General features: G+C 30.3%; 21 protein-coding genes. 17 read left to right on the top strand and 4 right to left on the bottom strand.

Translation table 11 applies throughout. From position 1 onward, the window contains the following. Positions 1 to 241 precede the first annotated feature (241 nt). The 4 genes from C3E90_RS08665 to C3E90_RS08650 all read left to right on the top strand — a co-directional run bounded on the left by C3E90_RS08665 (position 242) and on the right by C3E90_RS08650 (position 2,893). Positions 242 to 442 (top strand): dodecin family protein, encoded by a 201-nt coding sequence (locus C3E90_RS08665; RefSeq protein WP_236915241.1) that lies wholly within the window; start codon positions 242 to 244, stop codon positions 440 to 442. A 181-nt stretch (positions 443 to 623) separates the two neighbouring features. Continuing rightward, a complete protein-coding gene (add, locus tag C3E90_RS08660) occupies positions 624 to 1,661 on the top strand; it encodes an adenosine deaminase (RefSeq protein WP_236915240.1) in 1,038 nt (345 codons plus the stop codon). After that, complete coding sequence (locus C3E90_RS08655; protein WP_236915239.1) at positions 1,661 to 1,891, top strand: DUF2164 domain-containing protein; 231 nt, start codon at positions 1,661 to 1,663, stop codon at positions 1,889 to 1,891. The genes add and C3E90_RS08655 overlap by 1 nt, the downstream gene beginning before the upstream one ends. Before the next feature lie 63 nt (positions 1,892 to 1,954). Next, positions 1,955 to 2,893: a dipeptidase gene (locus tag C3E90_RS08650; RefSeq protein WP_236915238.1), complete on the top strand. Its 939-nt coding sequence runs from the start codon at positions 1,955 to 1,957 to the stop codon at positions 2,891 to 2,893. An 84-nt stretch (positions 2,894 to 2,977) separates the two neighbouring features. Here the strand turns inward: C3E90_RS08650 and C3E90_RS08645 are convergent, their stop codons facing one another. From C3E90_RS08645 to C3E90_RS08635, 3 genes are all read right to left on the bottom strand, one after another. Further along, positions 2,978 to 5,032, bottom strand: a complete 2,055-nt coding sequence (locus tag C3E90_RS08645) for a serine hydrolase (RefSeq protein ID WP_236915249.1) — start codon at positions 5,030 to 5,032, stop codon at positions 2,978 to 2,980. Positions 5,033 to 5,154: 122 nt separating this feature from the next. Continuing rightward, positions 5,155 to 6,177 carry an NADPH dehydrogenase NamA gene (gene namA, locus C3E90_RS08640; RefSeq protein WP_236915237.1) on the bottom strand — a complete coding sequence of 341 codons (1,023 nt, stop codon included), beginning with the start codon at positions 6,175 to 6,177 and terminating at the stop codon, positions 5,155 to 5,157. A gap of 70 nt (positions 6,178 to 6,247) precedes the next feature. Beyond that, positions 6,248 to 7,261, bottom strand: a complete 1,014-nt coding sequence (locus C3E90_RS08635; RefSeq protein WP_236915236.1) for a GIY-YIG nuclease family protein — start codon at positions 7,259 to 7,261, stop codon at positions 6,248 to 6,250. 136 nt (positions 7,262 to 7,397) lie between these two features. Here C3E90_RS08635 and C3E90_RS08630 point away from each other — a divergent pair, with 136 nt between their 5' ends. From C3E90_RS08630 to C3E90_RS08610, 7 genes are all read left to right on the top strand, one after another. Beyond that, positions 7,398 to 7,646, top strand: a complete 249-nt coding sequence (locus C3E90_RS08630) for a hypothetical protein (RefSeq protein ID WP_236915235.1) — start codon at positions 7,398 to 7,400, stop codon at positions 7,644 to 7,646. 22 nt (positions 7,647 to 7,668) lie between these two features. After that, complete coding sequence (locus tag C3E90_RS13520) at positions 7,669 to 7,785, top strand: hypothetical protein (protein ID WP_336513023.1); 117 nt, start codon at positions 7,669 to 7,671, stop codon at positions 7,783 to 7,785. A 272-nt stretch (positions 7,786 to 8,057) separates the two neighbouring features. Next, positions 8,058 to 10,679 (top strand): pyruvate, phosphate dikinase, encoded by a 2,622-nt coding sequence (gene ppdK, locus C3E90_RS08625; RefSeq protein ID WP_336513022.1) that lies wholly within the window; start codon positions 8,058 to 8,060, stop codon positions 10,677 to 10,679. A gap of 328 nt (positions 10,680 to 11,007) precedes the next feature. Next, positions 11,008 to 13,008: a methyl-accepting chemotaxis protein gene (locus C3E90_RS08620; RefSeq protein ID WP_236915234.1), complete on the top strand. Its 2,001-nt coding sequence runs from the start codon at positions 11,008 to 11,010 to the stop codon at positions 13,006 to 13,008. 48 nt (positions 13,009 to 13,056) lie between these two features. Beyond that, positions 13,057 to 13,185, top strand: a complete 129-nt coding sequence (locus C3E90_RS13325) for a hypothetical protein (RefSeq protein WP_272879104.1) — start codon at positions 13,057 to 13,059, stop codon at positions 13,183 to 13,185. A 484-nt stretch (positions 13,186 to 13,669) separates the two neighbouring features. Next, positions 13,670 to 13,810 (top strand): hypothetical protein, encoded by a 141-nt coding sequence (locus C3E90_RS08615; RefSeq protein ID WP_236915233.1) that lies wholly within the window; start codon positions 13,670 to 13,672, stop codon positions 13,808 to 13,810. A gap of 227 nt (positions 13,811 to 14,037) precedes the next feature. After that, the gene (locus C3E90_RS08610) at positions 14,038 to 15,312 is read left to right on the top strand and encodes a S8/S53 family peptidase (protein ID WP_236915232.1); all 1,275 of its coding nucleotides are present in this window, start codon (positions 14,038 to 14,040) and stop codon (positions 15,310 to 15,312) included. A 48-nt stretch (positions 15,313 to 15,360) separates the two neighbouring features. Here C3E90_RS08610 and abc-f read toward each other — a convergent pair whose 3' ends face one another. Further along, on the bottom strand, positions 15,361 to 16,827 hold the full coding sequence (gene abc-f, locus C3E90_RS08605) for a ribosomal protection-like ABC-F family protein (RefSeq protein WP_236915231.1): 1,467 nt from the start codon (positions 16,825 to 16,827) through the stop codon (positions 15,361 to 15,363). Positions 16,828 to 17,218: 391 nt separating this feature from the next. On the opposite strand from abc-f, the gene C3E90_RS08600 reads away from it, so the two are divergent. The 6 genes from C3E90_RS08600 (at position 17,219) to C3E90_RS08575 (ending at position 21,261) form a co-directional block, all read left to right on the top strand. Continuing rightward, on the top strand, positions 17,219 to 17,974 hold the full coding sequence (locus C3E90_RS08600; RefSeq protein WP_236915230.1) for an acyl-[acyl-carrier-protein] thioesterase: 756 nt from the start codon (positions 17,219 to 17,221) through the stop codon (positions 17,972 to 17,974). A 146-nt stretch (positions 17,975 to 18,120) separates the two neighbouring features. Beyond that, complete coding sequence (locus C3E90_RS08595; protein ID WP_236915229.1) at positions 18,121 to 18,381, top strand: hypothetical protein; 261 nt, start codon at positions 18,121 to 18,123, stop codon at positions 18,379 to 18,381. A gap of 67 nt (positions 18,382 to 18,448) precedes the next feature. Continuing rightward, complete coding sequence (locus tag C3E90_RS08590; protein ID WP_236915228.1) at positions 18,449 to 18,973, top strand: hypothetical protein; 525 nt, start codon at positions 18,449 to 18,451, stop codon at positions 18,971 to 18,973. A 108-nt stretch (positions 18,974 to 19,081) separates the two neighbouring features. Then, positions 19,082 to 19,690, top strand: a complete 609-nt coding sequence (locus tag C3E90_RS08585) for a hypothetical protein (RefSeq protein ID WP_236915227.1) — start codon at positions 19,082 to 19,084, stop codon at positions 19,688 to 19,690. A 31-nt stretch (positions 19,691 to 19,721) separates the two neighbouring features. After that, positions 19,722 to 20,132, top strand: a complete 411-nt coding sequence (locus C3E90_RS08580; RefSeq protein ID WP_336513024.1) for a class I SAM-dependent methyltransferase — start codon at positions 19,722 to 19,724, stop codon at positions 20,130 to 20,132. Positions 20,133 to 20,643: 511 nt separating this feature from the next. Beyond that, a complete protein-coding gene (locus C3E90_RS08575; RefSeq protein ID WP_236915226.1) occupies positions 20,644 to 21,261 on the top strand; it encodes an LUD domain-containing protein in 618 nt (205 codons plus the stop codon). Positions 21,262 to 21,435 lie beyond the last annotated feature (174 nt).

The following is a 21,435-nucleotide window of genomic DNA, read 5'->3' as shown; positions in this document are numbered from 1 at the left end:
TCTATTGATTAATTTTTTTATCTCCATAAATATAAGCTATAATCAAAGCGACAACTTAAAATTAATTCTACTTAAACAAATTAAATTATTGCAACTTTAGTAGCATAGGAATAGAAGAATAAATGAGTACATTACAAATCTAATGATATCATATCTTCTAAATAATAATTAAATACAATTTGGATACAATAACAATAATAACATATTGTAGATACTTAGAAGATAGAAATGGAGGGTTGATATGGCGGTTGTTAAAGTTATAGAACTTCTTTCAGAATCAGCCAATGGTTGGGAAGCTGCAGCCCAAGAGGCAGTTTCAGAGGCATCGAAGACAATAGATAATATTCAAAGCGTATATATAAGCAATATGCAAGCTATTGTTGAGAATAATAAGATAGTTAATTATCGATTAAATGTTAAGATATCATTTATCGTCAGGTAATGACAAGTAACTGCTCTTTGTCGCAAAAGCATATTATTAAATTAATATGCTTTTTTTCATACAAAAAAGAGGGAATTAGGTAAATAGGTCGAAATATATAATTAAAGAGTAGAGGAAAATAGGTTTATTGTATTATTAAAACCCATTTTCATTTATTTTTAAAGACAAAAGGAGCGAAAACATGAAAGATATTCTAAATAAATTACCTAAAATAGAATTACATTGTCATTTAGATGGAAGTGTAAGACCAGAAACAATGTATGAGCTTTTATTAGAAGAAGGGGAGATAGAATATAAGGATTTTAAAGAATTTGAAGAGTTGGTAAAAGTAAAAGATGAATGCAAGTCCTTAGTGGAATATTTAAAAAAATTTAAGTATCCACTAAAGATTATGCAAAGGCAAGAGAATATAGAAAGAATTACCTATGAGTTGTTAGAAGATTTAAACATACAAAATGTAAAATATGTAGAAATAAGATTTGCTCCATTTCTTCACACTAAAGCAGGGCTTAAATTTGATGAGGTTGTAGAATCTGTACTAAAGGGAATGGAAAAGGGCAGGGAGGACTTTGGCATAATGTCCAATGCTATACTTATATGTATGAGAAATGAAAATATAGAGGAAAGTATAAAAGTTGTTGAATATGGTGCTAAATATATTGGAAAAGGAGTAGTAGCAGTAGATTTAGCAGGAAATGAACAGGACTATCCTCCTGAACTACATGAAAAGGCTTTTAAATTAGCCTATCAAAAGGGATATAATATTACTATCCATGCGGGAGAGACTGGAATAGAAAAAAATATTATTAAATCTATAGAATTGCTCCATGCTCAGAGAATAGGTCATGGTATAGCTGCAGCAAAAGACCCTAAGGTAATGGAGCTATTAAAGAATAAAAGCGTTTTTTTAGAAATGTGTCCTATTAGCAATTTACAGACTAAAGCAGTAAAAACTATAGAAGATTATCCTATAAGAAGTTTTATTAATAAAGGTTTAAAGGTTACAGTAAATACTGACAATACTACAGTTTCAAATACATCCTTAGAAAAAGAGTATGAATTATTAATCGGGAAATTGGATTTTAATATTGAAGAAATATTAAAGCTTATAGACAATTCCATAGAAGCTGCCTTTCTAAAAGAAAAAGAGAGGATAAAATTAAGAAAAGTAATAGAAGATGAATTAGGAAGAATAACTGAATTAGAGGAGATACTTTAATGAACAACAAAATTCAATTGGATAAAAATAAGAAGGATTATATGATTGGAACTATTAAAGAATATTTTCTAAATGAAAGAGAGGAGGATTTAGGAGATTTAGCAGCAACTTTGATACTAGATTTTTTTATAGAAAAACTAGGTCCTGAAATTTATAATCAAGCTATTGAAGATGCTTATAAATATATGAGTGAAAAAATTCAAGATTTATTTGAAATTGAAATACATTAGTAAAATATGATTTACATGACAGGGACTGCCCGCTGTAATATATATAATTAAAGAGGTGGAAATATGAGACCAATAGATATGCACTGTGACACAATATTAAAATTAATGGAGGATAAAGAAAACCCAGGATTATACGAGAATGATTTAAGTATTGATATAAAAAAACTGAAAAAAGGAAATTCACTAGCACAGTTTTTTGCCATGTGGGTAGATTTAAAAAGTCAAAGAGACCCTATGGAACTCTGTTTAGAGATGATAGATAAGTTTTATGAAGAGATTAAAAAGAATTCCCATAGCATTTCAATAGCAAGGAATTATGAAGATATTTTAAATAATGATGAGGAAGGTAAAATTTCTGCAGTTCTAACCATTGAAGAAGGAGGCGCTATAAAAGGAGAATTATATAATTTGAGGAACTTTTACAGATTAGGTGTAAGAGCTATTACCCTAACCTGGAATGATGTAAATGAGATAGGTTACCCAAATTTTCACGAAGAATATAGATACAAAGGATTAACTAGTTTTGGGCAGGAAGTCATATATGAGATGAATAGACTAGGTATGCTTATAGATGTATCCCATCTTTCAGATGAAGGATTCTATGATGTTTCAAGACTAAGCTCAAAACCCTTTATAGCTTCCCACTCCAATTCAAGGGCTATGAAAGAACATCTTAGAAATCTTACTGATGATATGATAAAAGTGCTTTCAAATAGTGGTGGAGTAATGGGTATATGTTTTGAAAGGGATTTTTTAGGAGATACTGAAAGAGCAAGGATAGAGGATATGATAAGACATATTGAACATATTAAGAATATTGGAGGTATAGATGTTATAGCCTTAGGTTCTGATTATGATGGGTCTCATCCTAATTGTGAAATAGGCAATATAGGTGAAATGGAGAAACTAGCATATGCATTAAAGGATAATAAATTCTCTGAAGATGAAATAGATAAAATATTTTATAAAAATGCATTGAGGGTAATTAAGGATACATTATAGTTAATAGGAAAGTTCATAGAGGTTATTATTATAAGTTTAATTGATTGCGGCAACGAGTACCTCGTTGTCGCAATCAATTAGTTACTATTTAATTTTATTTGTTGAAATTTCCTGTCCCTGCTGATGTAATATCAACTTTGTTACATTACCTTTTTCATCTTTTTCAAAGGTGATTTTAGCATCTACTACTTTGTAAAAGAATTCTTCTTCTGACATAGGAAATATTTCAAATTTGTCTTGACCTGTAAGCTGGGCATAAATTTTGTTATCTTCCTTTGTAATTGCAATAATTACATTTGGAGCTAGTTCATACTCTCCTACATAATTATTATATATTTCAGGATCTATTTCTACTTCCCTTTTTTCCTCTGTATCTTCTACTCTTTTACAAACAAATGTCATACCTAGTTGCTCAAGGACAAGCTCTCTAATTACTCCTTCATCATCACTAACAAATTCGATACGAATATCTACTTCCTTAGCGAAAAATTTACTATTTGTTAGTGGAAGTAAATTAAAAGCATTTTGCCCTGTAACTTGTGAATATAATTTACTATCTATTTTGGTTATATCAATATATGTTCCGTTTAAGAATTCATACTTTCCAACGTAATTATCGTATAAAGTTGGGTCTTCTATTTCAATTTCCTTTAATATTTCTGGCATTTCATAATCTTTGCCAAGGATTATAGAAGTTAAAGTATTTGTTAAAGCTGTAACATCATAATAAGCATTATTGGTTAAGATAATTATAACCAAATCTTCATCTGGATATCTGGATATATTAGCAGTAAATCCAATGGTATTGCCACCATGGAAAAGTTGTTTACCAATATCCGTATCGGCAATCATCCACCCATAACCGTAGCTCCCCATTCCAGGGATATCTATATGTTCTGTAAATATTTTGTCCATAGTTTCTTTTTTCACAAGTTGTTCTGTTTTTAAAGCCCTATCCCATCGGTATAAATCTTCTACTGTAGAATATATATTTCCTGCACTATAAGCTTGGGTTAATACAAGTCCATCATCTACAGGGAATACATCTAAAAATCCTGAGTAAGGTGTTGCATCCGGGAACTGGTTATTCTTATCATAGAATACACCAGTATTTATCATATTAAGAGGAGTGAATATGTTTTTTTGTAAATAATCCTCAAAAGACATATCTGTTACCTTTTCCACTATTATACCTAGTAATACATAATTGGTATTACTATACTTATATTCTTCACCAGGAGTAAATTCTAAAGGCATATCTTTAATAAGGTCAATTACTGTCATAGGATTTCTATTATTTAAATCCAATTTAAAGAATTCATTTAATTCTGTATAATTTTTAAGACCTGATGTATGGGTTAATAGATTATGAATGGTAATTAAATCTCCATTTGGAAAGTCAGGGAGATATTTTGAAACCTTATCTTCTACGCTTAACAATCCCTTTTCACTAAGCTGCATAATAGCCATTGCAGTAAATTGTTTTGTGACAGAGCCAATGGCAAATTTAGTTTGAGGTTTATTCATAGTATTTTGTTCAAAATCTGCGAATCCATATCCTTTATTAAGAAGTATTTCCCCACCTTTTGCCACTAATATGCTACCATGAAAATTTTGACGCTCTTCAAGAGCTTTCATATAAGCCTCTAATTTATCTTGTTTCTCTTTATCCTTTGACATTGCAAAAAAGGATTCTTTATTTTTTTTTGGTTGATTTATTTTTAGAACTTGTTGTTTATTATTCCATCCTACAATTAAATCTAAAGCATTGCTAAAGAATTCTACAGGTATAAAGGTTTTAGACTCATTAAGTACAGGTGTAGATATTAATTCTACGATTTCTCCATTTACATCAACCTTTGATTCTCCAATCTTTAGCTTGATAGCCTGAGATTCCTTTGATAGCGTAATACTTCTATCATTGCCATTCCAATCAACTTGATACCCTAATTGTTCAGTAATCTCACGTAATGGCCACATTATTTGCTCTTTTTCATTTATATATACTTCATTTTCTAAAGAAATTGCTGCATCATCTAATAGGACGCTAAGGTTAGGCTGAGAACTTCCTAATGTAGCAGCAGGCATGCCTAATAGTAGGCTTATGAGTAATATTATTGATATTAGTCTCCTTGACATATTCACATTATATCCCTCCATATTATATATTTTGAAACTTAACTAATGAATCCTTATAACATAATACTATTATAACACAGTAAATCTTAAGCTCCAGAAAACTTTCTGGAGCTTAAGTAATATCAAAACTTAGCTCTCCTATAGGAAGATGGCCATTCTATATCTTGGTTTAATTTATGGGCTGCTTCTAGAGGCCAGTAAGGATTTCTTAATAGTTCTCTACCTAAAAATATGAAATCTGCTCTATTATTTTTAAGAATTTCTTCAGCCATATCTGGTTCTGTAACTAACCCGCCAGCGATAACAGGCAAGCTAGTGCCTTTTTTAATTATTTCTGCAAAAGTAATTTGATATCCAGGATATAAATCTATTCTAGCAGGAACTACTCCTCCAGAACTTACATCTATAATGTCTATTCCTTCATCCTTTACTATATTAATTATATCTACTAAATCTTCAGGATGATTTCCATCTTCTACATATTCTTCAGCAGAAACCCTTAGGATTATTGGTTTGTTCTCAGGCCATACTGTTTTGATTTCTTTTATAATTTCTTTCAAAAACCTAGCCCTATTTTCTAAGCTTCCACCATAATAATCTGTCCTTTTGTTGGTAAGGGGAGATAGAAATTCATTAATCAAATATCCATGAGCACCATGGATTTCAATGGTGTCAAATCCAGCTTCATTAGCTCTTCTAGCACCTTCCTTGAAAGAATTTGTAACGGTTTTTATATCATCTATAGTCATTTCTTCTGGTGTAGCATAACTATCATCAAAGGCAATGGGGGATGGAGCTATGATATCTTCTGATTTTACTTCACATTTTCTTCCTGCATGGGCTAATTGGATTCCAACCTTAGCCCCGAGAGCCTTTGAACTAAGGACTATTTTTGAAAGCCCTTCTATATGAGAATCATCCCAGATTCCTAAATCCCCATTTTTGATTCTACCTCTGCTTTCCACTGCTGTTGCTTCCATTATTATAAGACCAGTTCCTCCTATAGCACGGGAAGCATAGTGGATTTCATGCCAATTATTAGCATACCCTTCATCATCAGAGGCAACCATGCACATAGGAGCCATTACAATTCGGTTTTTTAACTCTAAATCTTTAATCTTTATATTTGAAAATAGTTTATTCATATTTACACTCCTTTCCCTAAACTATATACCCAAGTTTTGTTGAATTTATAATTGTTTTTGCATATTTGTACTAGACCTTTAATCTTTGCAAAAAATCCATTAGCAATTCTAAATCAACATCTTTGTCTATAGATTGAGTTATAATGGAAGGGTTATTTTTTAATTCTCTGTTAATAATGGTCTTAAAATCTAGAGCGCTTTTTTCGTCTATATAAATATTATCAAAGTTTTTCAATTTTTCTATTTGAAATAAAAGGCTTTCAAGATAACTAATATTAATTCTAGAGGTTTTCTTTTCCCAAATCAAATTACCATCTATTATATAGAATAATTTATAACCATCATTCAATTTTTCTCCCATTAAAATTCTTCTATTCTTTGTAAAATGGATTTTATTGAAATTATATAGATACTTTAGTGCTGATAAAAAATCCCTATAATAAGAAGCCCTTTCAAATTTTAGGAATGAGGAAGCTTCTTCCATTTTAGTTTTTATTGTGAGTATAAAATTTTCCAAATATCCCTCTTGGCTTATTATCTCTAATAAACATTCTCTATTTTTTAGAAAATCATCCTTTCCCATATCTAACGGTATAGGCCTATAGGTAAATTCATATGATTCTAAACCCTTTTTAATAGGATATAGTCTTTTAAAAAGTTCTACTAAATTCATAACAATACTTCTACTCCTATAAGGACCAAAACTATATTCATTTTTCCTTTCTAGGCTAATGGATAGGGGATTAAATCTATTATAGTCTTCTACTATTAGGTATATATATTTTTTATCATTTTTATATTGACTATTATAGATGGGTTTAAGTTTTTTAATTAAACTACATTCCAATAGTTGAGCTTCTAAATGTGTATCCGTTACTATATAGTCAATATCATGAATATTAGAAACCATTTGTTTTATTTTGCTGAAATCAGGATTAGTATAAAAGTATGATCTTACTCTCTTTTTTAAACATTTACTCTTACCAATATATATTATATTTCCTTTGGAATCTTTCATTTGGTATATTCCTGGTTTTTCAGGTATGGAATTAATCTTATCTGTTAGATTTTTAGGTATATTCAATGATATCACCAACTATATATTTATTATAATCATTTTTTCATATTATAAAAATTCTGTCAAACAGTTAAAGGATTTTAGTATATAATGTAGAATAATTAATATTAAGAATAATATAAACTGGTGAGGTGAGTAGGGGATGGAAATATTAGGGAATCTATATGACAAATATGGTAAGAAGAAAATTTATATTGGTCTAACAATTTTAATCATGATAATTCATATAATAATTTTATTCTTTATATGCCAGGTGAAAACCAGTTTTTCCATAGATGGGCAAAGGTTTAAATATATATCGGATGAAGGCAATATAATATTATTTAAAGATGAGAATAAAAATTTAGTTACCATTAATATTATTAGGATTGGCAGGTATTATGTATCCTAATAAGTTATGGAAGTTTCAACATATGTTTTCCGTTGAAGGTGGAGAACCAACGGATTTAGCAATCCTTACCAATAAATTGTTTGGTATACTATTCATATCTATAGCATTATTATGGCCTCCATTTGCATTTCTAAATTAAAATATTTTCGACAAAACTTGACTTTGTTAAATTTGTGATATAATAATAATATAATTATCTATTATATGCCTTTTGATAATTCTAATAATACAATAAATAGTCTAACAAATCCTGAAAAAATCATACATATCAAAATTACTAATTCTTTTTTCTTTTTTTTCATAATATTAATTAGGAGTAGAAAAGTCAATATTGATTAATTTGAAAGCAACTTTGTTGTTGTTTTAACAAATATTATACACGGACTAACTATATCTAAGGAGGGACATTTTGTGACCAGGTATGTTTATCAATTCAATGAAGGCAATAAGAAAATGAAAGATTTATTGGGAGGAAAGGGAGCTAATTTGGCGGAAATGACCAATATTGGATTACCTGTACCTCCAGGTTTTACTGTAACAACAGAGGTATGTAAGAGGTTCTATACTAAAGGCAAAAAAATTGATGAAGATTTAAAGAAAGAAATACTCCATAATCTCTCCATACTCGAAAAAAAGGTAGGTAAAAATCTTGGAGACGATGAAAATCCATTATTATTATCAGTAAGATCTGGAGCACCTATTTCTATGCCAGGCATGATGGATACTGTATTGAATATAGGATTAAATGATACAACAGTAGAAATATTTGCCAAGGCCACATCTAATGAAAGAACTGCTTACGATAGTTACAGAAGACTTATCCAGATGTTTGGCGATGTAGTTATGAACATTCCAATAGAAAAATTCGAATCCATTTTAGACGAAGCAAAAGAGAATAAAGGTTATGAAAACGATTTACAGCTCACCACTGATGATCTAAAAAAAATAGTAAAAAAATACAAAGAGTTATATAAAAAAGAGATAGGTGAAGAGTTCCCTCAAGATTCAAGGACTCAACTTTTAATGTCTATAAGTGCAGTGTTTAAATCATGGCATAATGATAGAGCTATAGCCTATAGAAATATTAATAAAATTTCTCATGATATGGGAACAGCTGTAAATGTTCAAACTATGGTATTTGGGAATATGGGAGATGATTCTGCTACAGGAGTCATGTTTACAAGAAATCCCGCTACTGGTGATAATAATATGTATGGGGAATTTCTTGTAAATGCTCAAGGGGAAGATGTGGTAGCAGGAATTAGAACTCCTCAAAATATAGATAAACTAAAAAGTGTATTTCCAGAAAAATATGATGAATTAAAGGAAGTAGCTGAAAAACTTGAAGACCATTATAAAGAAATGCAAGACGTTGAGTTTACTATTGAAAAAGGAAAACTCTATATACTTCAAACTAGAGATGGTAAGAGAACAGGAATGTCTGCCGTTAATATTGCAGTAGAAATGGTTGAAGAAGGACTTATTGATAAAAGAACAGCTGTTATGAGAGTGGAACCTTTAAGTGTGAAACAATTATTACATCCTACCTTTGATAATGAGGATCTAAAGAAAGCAAAAGTGATAGCAGAAGGTTTAGCTGCATCACCAGGTGCAGTCTATGGAAAGATATATTTTGCTTCAGATGATGTAGTAGAAGCGGTAGAAAAAGGAGAAGATGCTGTATTAGTTAGAAGTGAAACTTCAGCTGACGATATACATGGGATGTATAAAGCTAAAGGTTTTTTAACTGCAAAAGGTGGCATGACTTCCCATGCAGCAGTAGTGGCAAGACAAATGGGCAAAAGTTGTGTATCTGGTTGTAACAACATTAATGTGGATGAAAAAGAAAAGAAATTGACTATAAATGGAAAAGCATATAATGAAGGAGATTATATTTCTTTAGATGGAAATACAGGGAAAGTATATGAAGGAAAAATAAAAACTAAAGATGCTGAAATAATAGGTAATTTTAGAAAGCTATTAAAGTGGGCAGATGAATTTAGAAGACTAGAGATTTGGACAAATGTAGATAAATCTGAAGATTTAGCTAAAGCATTAAAATTTGGTGCAGAAGGTATAGGACTCTGTAGGACTGAGCATATGTTCTTTGGTGAAGACAGAATAAATTATGTTAGAAGATTGGTTATTGAAGAAGATGATGAAAAGATTAAAGAAGTTTTAGATAAACTATTTGAATTCCAAAAAGATGATTTCTATCATCTATTCAAAGATATGGATAATAGATCAATAATAATCAGACTATTAGATTTACCTCTACATGAGTTTTTACCAAGTAGTGATAAGGATATAAATGCAATGGCTGAAAAGATGGATATGGAATTTAAAGATATAAAATATATAGTCAATAGCCTTAAAGAATACAATCCTATGCTTGGTCATAGGGGTTGTAGATTAGGTATGACAAATCCTGAAATATATGAAATGCAAACTAGAGCAATAATTACTGCTGCAGTAGAAGTAGAAAAAGAATTAAACATTGCCATTGTACCTCAAATAATGCTTCCACTAGTGGGAATAGAAGAAGAAATAGCAACTATAAGAAAGAATGTAACAAAGGTAGCAGATGAAATAATTAAAGAAAAAGGTAGCAATTTACGATATGAAGTAGGAACGATGATTGAAATACCTAGAGCTGCACTTTTAGCAGATGATATTGCAAAACATGCAGATTTCTTTTCTTTTGGAACTAATGATTTAACTCAAATGACCTTTGGATTTTCTAGAGATGACGCAGATATGTACTTAAAGAGCTATATAGAACAAGGTGTTTTCAATGTAAGTCCTTTTGAATCTATTGATACTAAGGGAGTAGGAAAACTAATGGATATGACAGTGAAATTAGGAAGAATGGTAAATCCAAAACTTCATATAGGTATATGTGGAGAACATGCAGGAGATCCCGATTCTATATCCTTCTGTGATAAAATAGGCCTTGATTATGTATCTTGCTCACCATATTTAGTACCTGTAGCACGACTTGCAGCTGCTCAGGCAGCCATTAAAAACGCTTAATAAAATAAACAAATCTAAAAGCGTCTGGCTACAATAGGCCAGATGCTTTTATTGTGTGCTCAGAATGAAAGTAAATTAGTCAGTATAACTATTATCTACATTCAAGGATTAATCCATATTGATAAGGTTGAATGACAAAACCCTAAACTGTCTAAAATAGTTAAATAGGCTCAGTAGATATATGCAGGATAATGTAGAAATACGTAGAAGTATATAAAATATAGTCTAAATTTATCATAAAGTTAATATACTTGCAAAAATACAACGCAAATAGATAGCATAATAAGTTATACAAAAAATTTACATATTATTCTATGGAGGTGTCAAAATGAAGATTAAATCAAAAATAGTTTTGTTCTCATGTATTGTCTGTATCTTTAGTGTTTTACTAGTATATTTCATTAATGATAATCTAACGACAAAAAAGCTACTTAATGAGATTAAAGAAAACTCTAGGAACATAGCTAAAATTACTGGGAAAGAAATGGATCAGTGGCTAAGTATTCAAAAGAATTCTTTGAAAGAAATGGCAGCTACCCTTGTGTACATTAATGATTTTGAATTTGATAATGTTCATGAGTATTTAAAGGGACAAGGAGAGGCTAATGTAGGTAATACATATTATGTAGGATTTCCTAATGGAGCTGCAATATTTGGAATTGACTGGAGACCACCAGATGATTTTGACTGTACTGAAAGAGATTGGTATAAGGATGCTCTAAGTACTGATGATGTGACAGTGTCCTCCCCCTATATAGATTTTAGGACTGGAGATATAACAATTACAATTTCCAAAGCTATAAAGAAAGATGGTAAGATAACTGGAGTTTTAGGTTCGGACATATTTGTCAACCATCTAATTGAAGTTGTTTCAAGTTTGGAATTAGGAGAGAATTCATATGGATTTTTAATAGATGGTGATGAAAATATTATAACCCATAAAAATGAAGAATATAATCCTGATTCAGAAAAAGGATATATTAATATTGGCGAAATCCTGAATGGCAACCTTAAAGATGTAGTTAGAAATGAGGAAAAAGCAGCAGATAATATTCAGATAAAGGACTATGATGGAGAAGAAAGATTTTTCTTCGTAGAGGATATGAATGAAACTAATTGGAAAGTTGGAGTAGCAATATCTAGTGATGAAGTTTTGAAATCTTTTAAAGAATCCATGTATATGACCTTGTTAGCTACTATAATAATAATTACTATATCTATAGTAATTTCAGTTATTATCGGGAATTCAATTTCTAAGCCTATTATAGAGTCTGTGAAATTAGCAGGTAGAATAGAAGATTTGGATTTTACAGGGAATATAGAGGAGAAGAATATGAAGAGAAAAGATGAACTTGGCCAAATATCAGCATCTTTTCAATCTATAATAGACAATTTTAAGGATTTTTCAAAAAAAATGTGGGAGTCATCAGAACAAGTTGCATCATCATCAGAAGAATTGACATCAGTATCCCAACAAGCAGCTTGTGCATCTAACAGTATAGCCACTTCTGCAGCAGATATTGCTATGAGTTCAGATAGTCAGTTAAAGGATATATTTAGTATTGTTTCTGCAGTAGAGGAGATTTCTGCACAAGTTCAAGAGATATCTGCAAATGCAGAAGGTATAAATAATTTAAGTCAAGATGTTTCACATAATTCAGATGAAGGAAAGGAAAAGATTGAACAGGTTATATATCAGATGAATAACATAGTGGAAAGTACTGAAAAGGTGCAAATTTCTTTAGTGAATGTAAATAATAGCTCACAAGAGATGGATAATATAATACAGGTTATCCAGGAAGTAGCAGAGCAAACTAATTTGCTTGCATTAAATGCTGCAATTGAGGCAGCAAGAGCTGGAGAATATGGGAGCGGATTTGCTGTAGTAGCAGATGAGATAAGAAAGTTAGCAGAACAGGTTCATAATTCTACAGAGGAAATATATGAAATAATAAAGAAAAATCAAAATATAATAGATGAAGCAAATAGAAACATGGATTTGAGTAAGGAAGAAGTTGATAAAGGGCTAATAACAATAGATGAAACTAAAAGAACATTTATGATTATAATTAATTCCATAGACGATATATCTAATCAGATTAACAATATTGCAGTAGCTATAAATCAAGTAGCTGAAGGAACTGAAAGTACTGTTGGTTCGATAAATTCAATTGAGGGTATGTCAAGGGAGATATCAAGAAATATTCAAAACATTTCCGCATCAACTGAAGAACAGACTGCATCAATGGAAGAGATAGCTTCAGCAAGTGAGAGTTTGGCACAACTTGCAGAAGAGCTTCAAACTCTCATATCTCAGATAAAAATGTAATTGAATGGGACAGCAGGGACGGTTCTCGCTGTCCCATGGAATATCTAGTTGAAGGTAGGTTTTTGTCGGGCTACTGATAAGGTAATAGTGTCAAGTTATGGTCCTCATTTTGGTGAAGAAGGAAATATTATATCAAATGAAAAATTAGCTGATATAATGCTTTTACACAAGAATTAGGATTAAGGTTGGATTAAATAGGCCATTTGAACTATAAATTTAAATTTTCAAAATAATGCTTGCTTTCCAAATAATTCCTTGGTAAACTATTGTAGTAATACTTTAACATATTAATACTTTCTAAGGAGGATTATGGTAATGATTAAAACAACAAATCTACTAATATTAAGAAAACTATATATGCTAAAAAATATAAAAAACCTGCGGAAAGGTATGTTATGTTTCAATTTGATATGATGCATAAATTATATTGAATAGATTATATACAAGTCACAGCAGGCTGTGACTTTTTTTATGCTTAATTTATGTCTATTTTTATATATTATGTAAGATTTCTCATAATAATATTGAATAATTTTGTTTATAACCGTAGGTATTCCTACGGTTTTTTTATAAAAAAAATAAAAAAATCGAAAGGAGGAAGAGTGATGATAATCACAAAGAAATTTAAGAATCTAGTATTTATATATGGAGGTGATTTTATATGGAGCTATACTTGATGTATATTCTAGGAATGTTTAAGTTCAAAGGATGTAATGGACTTGAAGAATATTTGAAAATAGAATTTAAGAATTCCTATAGAGCTTCAGAATTTAGTAATTTTTATAATTATATAAAATGGTAATAAAAAGGGGCTGTTTCATAACTTATAAATAAGTTATGAAACGCCTCTTTTTATATAAAAATTATTTACGAAGAAATAGATTGTATATAGAATTGTTTTAATTCTTACAAACATCTGAAGCAAAAGAAGGACTTTAATATAAAATCTAGAATACTACATAGTGAGAATTATTTAGGGCAATAAAAGCCTATCGATATAAGAATTAAAATTGTGAGAGGTGAGTAAAGATGAAAAGGTTTTTTTATTTATTTATGGTAATAGCGATTTTAATGGTTGGATGTACTCAACCTAAGACATTACAAACAAAAACATCAGAAAATCCTGAAGAATCAGAAAATCCACTAGAATCATCAGAGGAATCAGAGAAGTATCAGACTTTATTATCACCAAATAATGAGTTGAGTATTGTGAGAAAACCCGAAGCAGCAGATTATTCTTACATCAATCCTGGAAAAATGGCGGAATTGCCAATACATAATCCAAATTCAAGTGAACTATGGCAGATGGATTTAAGAAGCAGTGATTTAACTAATCTCGACTTAAAGGAGGATTTTGAAGATTTAATATATGCTGACTTTGATAGCAAGACCCAATGGCCTGATAAATTACCTGATGACTTTAATCCGGAGATGATAATGGAATTAGGTAAAAATCCCGGTTTGGGAATAAGGGAACTCCATAAAAAAGGGATTACTGGAAAAGGAGTGGGTATAGCAATAATTGACCAAAGCCTATTAGTGGATCATGTGGAGCATAAAGAGCAATTAAAATTGTATGAAGAGATTCATTGTTATGCTGAAAGAGCAGCAATGCATGGACCTGCAGTTGCATCTATTGCTGTAGGGAAGAATGTGGGAGTAGCGCCTGAAGCCGATCTTTATTATATTGCTGAAACCCATGGAACTGTTAATGAACAGGGGAAATTTGAATGGGATCTTACATGGCTTGCAAAGTCTATAGACCGTATTGTTGAAATTAATAGGATTTTACCTGAGGGTAAAAAAATTAGAGTTATATCCATATCTTTAGGGATAGGAGAAAATATGAGTGGCTATAAAGAAACATTTGAGTCCATTAGGAAGGCAAGAGAGGAAGGAATCTACACTATATATGTTGGTAGTAAAGATTTTACAGGCCTTGGTCGAAATCCTTTAAAGGATGCAGATGATATTACATCATATACAAAAGGAGAGTTCTGGAAGAATAAAGAATACTATAATAATCAACTATTAATACCTATGGATGCTAGATGTACTGCAAGCCCAACTGGTATTAATGATTATGTATATTATAGGGAAGGCGGTTTAAGTTTGACAGTGCCTTATTTAGCAGGATTATATGCATTAGCATGTCAAGTTAATCCAGATATTTCATTGGATGTTTTCTTTTTTGAAGCCTTTAATACTAGCGATACAGTAATTATGGATAGTAGTACTGAGGAAAGGCTTGGGAAAATTGTTAATCCAATAAGATTAATTGAAAAAATTGAGAACATGAAATAGTACTTTATAATTATGAGACAGCGAGAACAGTTATAGCTGTCCCGTTCATTATAATTCAATTATATCTGTAGCAACTTTGCCGATAAATTTTTTGTCATGTTCTATAAGAATCATTGTAGGAGCATATTCTAAAATCATATTTTCAATCTGAATTCTAGAAATGATATCAATATAATTTAAAGGTTCATCCCAAATATATACATGAGCCCGTTGGCAAATGGATATTGCTAAAAGAACCTTTTTCTTTTGACCACTACTGTAGCGCTCCATGGGTATTTCAAACTGTTCCCGTGAGATTCCCATTTTACGAAAGATGGTTAGAAATTGTGTTTTATCGATATTACACTTACTTATATATTCAAATAGACTGCCTTTTAAAAAATCAAAATGTTGTGGAACATAGGATATAGCTAGATTATTTGCCTTCCATAAATGCCCAGTTATTTGTAGATTTTCATCTAAAATAGCTTTAATAATGCTGGATTTTCCACTTCCATTATTGCCTTGCAGAACTAAACATTCTCCTTGATTGACAGTAAAGTTTATTGGTTTAAATACAGGAGTATCATCATAATATATTGTAAAGTTTTCTCCTTCTATTAGAGTATCTGCATAGTGTTCTAAAGAATCAATTTGTAAGGGTTCAATTTCTTCTATGTTTTTTAGTAATTCTTGTTTTTTCTCAATAGCTTTTTCATAACGCTTTTCAATATTTTTAGAGCGTTTCATCATTTTAGCTGCCATATGGCCAATATATCCCCTGTCAAAAGAACCTTGACCAATTTTTGTTTTTTCCACTTTATCTGACCATGTGGCTTTCTCTCTTGCAGATTCTTTTAGCCTTCGTATTTCCTTTCTAAGTTTCTCATTTTGAGTTAGCTCAAACTCATCCTCTAAATGTTTATTATGCTGCCATGTATCGTAATTACCTTTAGTTAGCACAACTTTATTTTTTTCAATGGCTAATATATGGTCAACGGAAATATTCAAAAACTCTCTATCATGAGATACTACTATAAACCCTTTTTTCTTTGCCAAGTATTCAGCCACTAATTTTCTACCACGGACATCTAAATGATTGGTAGGTTCATCAATTAGAAGAAACTGATTATCTGTAATAAACATGGTGGCAAGTAGTATTTTGGTCTGCTCTCCATGGCTTAAGGTAGAAAAAGGCCTATATAATACATCTTCTTTAAGTTCCAGTAAATTCATTTCTCTTTGCAATTTCCATAGTGGAAATTCTCCCTTTAAATTTTCAATAACTGCTATAGTCGTATCTTCTGGATTTTTTACAACATAGGGGAAATACTCAAAATTTACAGAAGCATGAATACTACCTTTATAGTGAAATTTTCCCATTAGAAGGTTCAAAAATGTAGATTTTCCATATCCATTTCGACCAATAAAGCCAAGTTTCCAATCTGTATCTAACTGTAAATTCACCTGATTAAAAATTGGTTTTATACTTCCTGAATGGGAAAATGTTAAACTTTTAATATCTATTAATGCCAATTTATTTCACTCCTTCCTCAATTTCAACAAAAAAACAGCTAAGAGAAAGCTCTCTTAGCTATAAAAAAAAGATGAACAAAATCATCTTATATTACATAAATATATTCAAAAGAGATTTCTCGCTAAAATTAGACACAAAAATACAACTGTTGTATTTTTGCCCCTATAAAATTTTATTATTTAGCAAGAAATATAATCATCGGCAACCTCCAAGTTTATGTTCGAATTAATTTTAACACATAGAACATAAAGTCACAAGTGTTATTTTAAATATTCATGATTAACATATTTACCCATTTAGCTTATCATGATATATTAGAAATATATACTAATATATTGTGGCTTAGTTATAGCTGAACTTAGTGGAAATAAAGAAGGGGGAAGTATTTAGATGAAGCCAGTTTCATTGTATAGTAAAGATTATAAAGTGGATGTAAATCATGTTGATTTTAATGGGAGTTTAAAATTAAGTTCCTTATTTGCATATTTTCAAGATATTGCTGGACTTCATGCAGAAAATCTTGGTATGGGAATGAAGACATTGTACGAAGAACATGGTGTTTTATGGGTATTAGCAAGGATTAGAGTTGATATTGTTAGATACCCTTTGTGGAAAGAGGAAATTACTATAGAAACCTGGCCACAAGAGCCTAATAAAATAGAATTTGCCAGGGATTTTTTAGTAAAGGATGCTAAAGGTAATATATTAGCTAAGGCTGTTTCAACCTGGGTTATTATTGATGTGATAAATAGAAGATTAAGAAAAACCGAATCAATTTATACTGGATACCCTCCAACACTAAAGGAAAGAGCAATTGATTGTAGAATGGGAAGCCTTAAACCAGAGGGACAATTAGAATTGGTTTATGAAAGGACAGTAAGGTATAGTGATATTGACGTCAATGAACATTTAAATAATTCAAAATATGTCGATTTCATAATGGACAGTTTTAACTTGGAAGTTCATAAAAAATATAGGACTAAATCAATTGAAGTTAACTATAGCAATGAAGCTTTGCCGGGAGATATTATCGCTATTTATAAGGATAAATCTCAATTAAATTCAAATATAATATATATGGAAGGCATTAATAAAAAGGATAATAAATTAATCTTTAAAACCCAAATAGAAATTGAAAAGAAATAAACTTAAAACTAGTATACTATCCTAATACAAAACTTAATATTGGAAATGCATTACTTGATTTATCTACAGCTTTTTTAAGGAGAATAATATTGAAGACTTATATGTTGAATTAGGTTCACCAAAATAAAATTAGGGAGTTGAGAGATATGATTACTATCTTTAACAGAATAGAAATATACTTAACTTATTCAATGAGTGAACAGGCAAAAATTAGAGATAAATTATCTCAAAGTAATATAAAATATTATGTTAGAACTATTAATAGAATGTCTCCTTCACCCTTTGCAAGAGGTATGAGAAGTAGGACTGGTTCATTTGGGCAAAATATGAATTTGAATTATGAGTATATCATTTATGTCCATAAGAAAGATTATGAACAAGCCAAGTATGTCATTAGTAAGAAATAGTTAAGACGTATTCTTTATAAAAAATGTGAATTAATGATTATTTAAATAATATAAAGGAGATGAAATTATGGCAGAAATTGTAAATACATATATGCAAAGCATACCTGCAATGAGATTTATCGGTAAAAAATATGGGGATGATGATCGTATTAATGGTAATTTTAGTGAAAAATGGATGGAATGGTTTAAAAACAACTGGTTTTCTACTATTGAGAAGCAAATAAGTGTAAATATTGATGAAATCTACAAAGATAATGATGCTTACATAGGCCTAATGCGATGGAAGGAAGGTGAACCATTTGAATATTGGATTGGAATATTTACTCCTGGAACTACTCCAGTTCCAGAAGGTTTTAAATATGTTGATTTTCCAAAAAGTGTATTGGGTGTTTGTTGGGTTTATGGTAAAGAAGGGGATGTTTATGTTAAAGAGGATAAATGTGCAGCGAAATTAGGTGAAGAAGGTTATAAAATTATCCCTGATGAAAAAGGTGCTTGGTGGTTTTTTGAACGTTATGCTTGTCCTAGATTTACAACTCCTGATGATTCAGGTAATATCATACTTGATATTTGCCATTATATAGAGTTATAAAAAAGAAAAAAGGAAATATTTATGATAAAAAACTGGATATTATTTTAGATAATCAAAGTGTACAAATTACCTGTCCCATTGTTCACATTAATAGAGGAGGTAATCTACTTGCATAAAAAGCCAATTACAATAAACAAATATTTTCGGACTTGGTTTGTTGTTTTGAGTTTACTAGCACGACCTATTCATGAATTTGGGCATTGGATTGTGTATAAGATTTATGGTATAGATGTTTATTTTACATTAAATCAAGTTGTACCAAAGGATTTTAGTAGTTTTAAACTATTAGGTGAAGCAGGAGGGCCTCTAATAAATGTGTTTCTGGTGCTAGTAGGTTTTTGGATTATAGGAAGAACAAGATTTAAAGAATTAGGAGCAGCTTTAATCGTTACTAATTCATTAAGTAGATTAGTGCCATATATAATTATTGCATTAACAAACTCTTGGAAACGTAACGATGAAGGCATTATTGCATTAGTTTTAAATTTAAATCTATATACTTTTTATATTATATTTGGTTGCTTCTTTGTATTATCTATAATTATATGTTTTAGAGCAAATTTTCAAGGAGCAAAGAAACCAATTATTAAACAGCTATTTCATATGTTCATCATTTTTACATTTATTTTACTAATCTTAGATATTCCTCAAAATATATTTTTTGAACATTACAATTTTGATTTGGATGAAATAATTAGATATATGCAGGGTAAATAGTTATGGAATTTTTACAGTTTAATCATAAGAAATATTATTTATAGTTTTATTAATACATATATATGAGTTAGCTGATTTTAAAGACAAGCTTGTATTAGACATTGGAAGTGGTACTGGAAGATTAGCTTTTGCTGCAGCAAAAAAAGCTAAAAAAGTATATGCAAGTGAACCAGTTGATATTTTTCGAGAATATATGAGGGATAAAATAGAAGCTGAAAATATAACCAATGTGGTAGTGGTTGATGGTACTGTTGAGATAATACCTTACGAGAGCAATACTTTTGATATCGTCATGTCAGGGCATGTAGTTGGAGATGACTTTGAAAGGGAACTTGTTGAAATAACTAGAGTAACAAAAGATGGAGGAATCATAATTGACTGTTCAGGCGATGATGGTTTTAAGAGGGAAAAACCTCTTAAAGAGATGTTGGATGCAGGGTGAGTGTTTTTTTATCATAAAAGCAAATCTGGTGGAGATATATATAGATATAGAAAAAAGGTTAAGAAATAAATAGAAAGAGTAAAGTTAATGAGTAGTATTCAATTATTCCAAATAATTGTGAAAGGTAAAATTCTATGATAAATATTACACACAACTTTGGTGCATCTGGTAGAGGAACTACTACCCTTGCTAAAGCTATACACGAAACATTTGGACATATCCATCTTGATACAGATGATTTTTTATAAAGAGAGAAATTCATAGAATATAGAATCAGAACTGCCAATCTTGTATAGAACATATAACCGGAAATATTACTGAAAATTGAAGGTTAAAAGATGTATCAAATCATTCACTTTTTATTGAATATTAAGTGAAGTTCAAAAAAATACCAGAGAAGTTATACACGGAAAAAGCAAAGGAAATCGAAGTTAATAGATTGAACTTTATGAATGAATTTTTCAATAGATTGAGTTTATTAATTTTTAAAAAATTACGTGGGGGGAAAAAAGTGGATGAAAGCATAAAATTGGAAATAATGAAAAACTTTAAATTTAGGAATATAGATGTTTGTTTTTTTGAAACGTTAGAAGAAGTAAAGGATAGAATAATGGAATTAATACCTATAGCTTGTTCAGTTGGTGTTGGAAATTCGCAAACTTTGAAGGAAATAAATATTTCAAAATCATTAATGGAAAGGGGGAATATTGTTTTTGATAAAACCTTAGCTGAAAGCAAAGAAGATAGTAAACAGATTAAGAAAAGTTCATTATTAACCGATTGGTATATAACAGGAACAAATGCAATCTCAAAGGAAGGACATATTGTAAATATAGATCATAGTGGGAATAGAGTAGCAGCAATGATATATGGACCTGATAATGTAATCGTTGTAGTTGGAAATAACAAGATTTGCGATACATTATGTGATGCAATACATAGGGTTAGAAACGTATCAGCTCCATTGAATGCAAAAAGAGCTGGATATAATCCACCATGTTTAGAGTTGAATAAATGCGTAGATTGTAGAACCGATGAAAGGGTTTGTTTTAATTTAGTTATTATAGAGGGGCAGTTCGTAAAAAATAGGATGAAACTGTTTATAGTAAATGAAGAATTAGGATATTGATGCATTAAACACAATACTAGGACGTTTTGCACCATACTCCTTACAAGATGGAAGTTCTACTAAGGGGTCTCTCTAGCTATTTAGCCCCCTAACCGTTTTGGACAATCACACACGATTATAGTAAAATATAATCAACAGGAGGTTGCCAGAATGAGAAGCAAAAATACAAGATAT

It is taken from the genome of Clostridium sp. Cult2, assembly GCF_021655075.1.
Classification (GTDB): Bacteria; Bacillota; Clostridia; order Tissierellales; family Tepidimicrobiaceae; genus Schnuerera.
Note: the sequence above shows the minus strand (reverse complement) of the source record. Positions and strands in the feature narration are given on the sequence as shown.

Excerpts from the sequence above, each read along its gene's own strand:
- C3E90_RS08665 (WP_236915241.1), top strand. The coding sequence starts at position 242 with ATGGCGGTTGTTAAAGTTATAGAACTTCTTTCAGAATCAGCCAATGGT.
- add (WP_236915240.1), top strand. The coding sequence starts at position 624 with ATGAAAGATATTCTAAATAAATTACCTAAAATAGAATTACATTGTCAT.
- C3E90_RS08655 (WP_236915239.1), top strand. The coding sequence starts at position 1,661 with ATGAACAACAAAATTCAATTGGATAAAAATAAGAAGGATTATATGATT.
- C3E90_RS08650 (WP_236915238.1), top strand. The coding sequence starts at position 1,955 with ATGAGACCAATAGATATGCACTGTGACACAATATTAAAATTAATGGAG.
- C3E90_RS08645 (WP_236915249.1), bottom strand. The coding sequence starts at position 5,032 with ATGTCAAGGAGACTAATATCAATAATATTACTCATAAGCCTACTATTA.
- namA (WP_236915237.1), bottom strand. The coding sequence starts at position 6,177 with ATGAATAAACTATTTTCAAATATAAAGATTAAAGATTTAGAGTTAAAA.
- C3E90_RS08630 (WP_236915235.1), top strand. The coding sequence starts at position 7,398 with ATGGAAATATTAGGGAATCTATATGACAAATATGGTAAGAAGAAAATT.
- C3E90_RS13520 (WP_336513023.1), top strand. The coding sequence starts at position 7,669 with ATGTTTTCCGTTGAAGGTGGAGAACCAACGGATTTAGCAATCCTTACC.
- C3E90_RS08620 (WP_236915234.1), top strand. The coding sequence starts at position 11,008 with ATGAAGATTAAATCAAAAATAGTTTTGTTCTCATGTATTGTCTGTATC.
- C3E90_RS08615 (WP_236915233.1), top strand. The coding sequence starts at position 13,670 with ATGGAGCTATACTTGATGTATATTCTAGGAATGTTTAAGTTCAAAGGA.
- C3E90_RS08610 (WP_236915232.1), top strand. The coding sequence starts at position 14,038 with ATGAAAAGGTTTTTTTATTTATTTATGGTAATAGCGATTTTAATGGTT.
- C3E90_RS08600 (WP_236915230.1), top strand. The coding sequence starts at position 17,219 with ATGAAGCCAGTTTCATTGTATAGTAAAGATTATAAAGTGGATGTAAAT.
- C3E90_RS08595 (WP_236915229.1), top strand. The coding sequence starts at position 18,121 with ATGATTACTATCTTTAACAGAATAGAAATATACTTAACTTATTCAATG.
- C3E90_RS08590 (WP_236915228.1), top strand. The coding sequence starts at position 18,449 with ATGGCAGAAATTGTAAATACATATATGCAAAGCATACCTGCAATGAGA.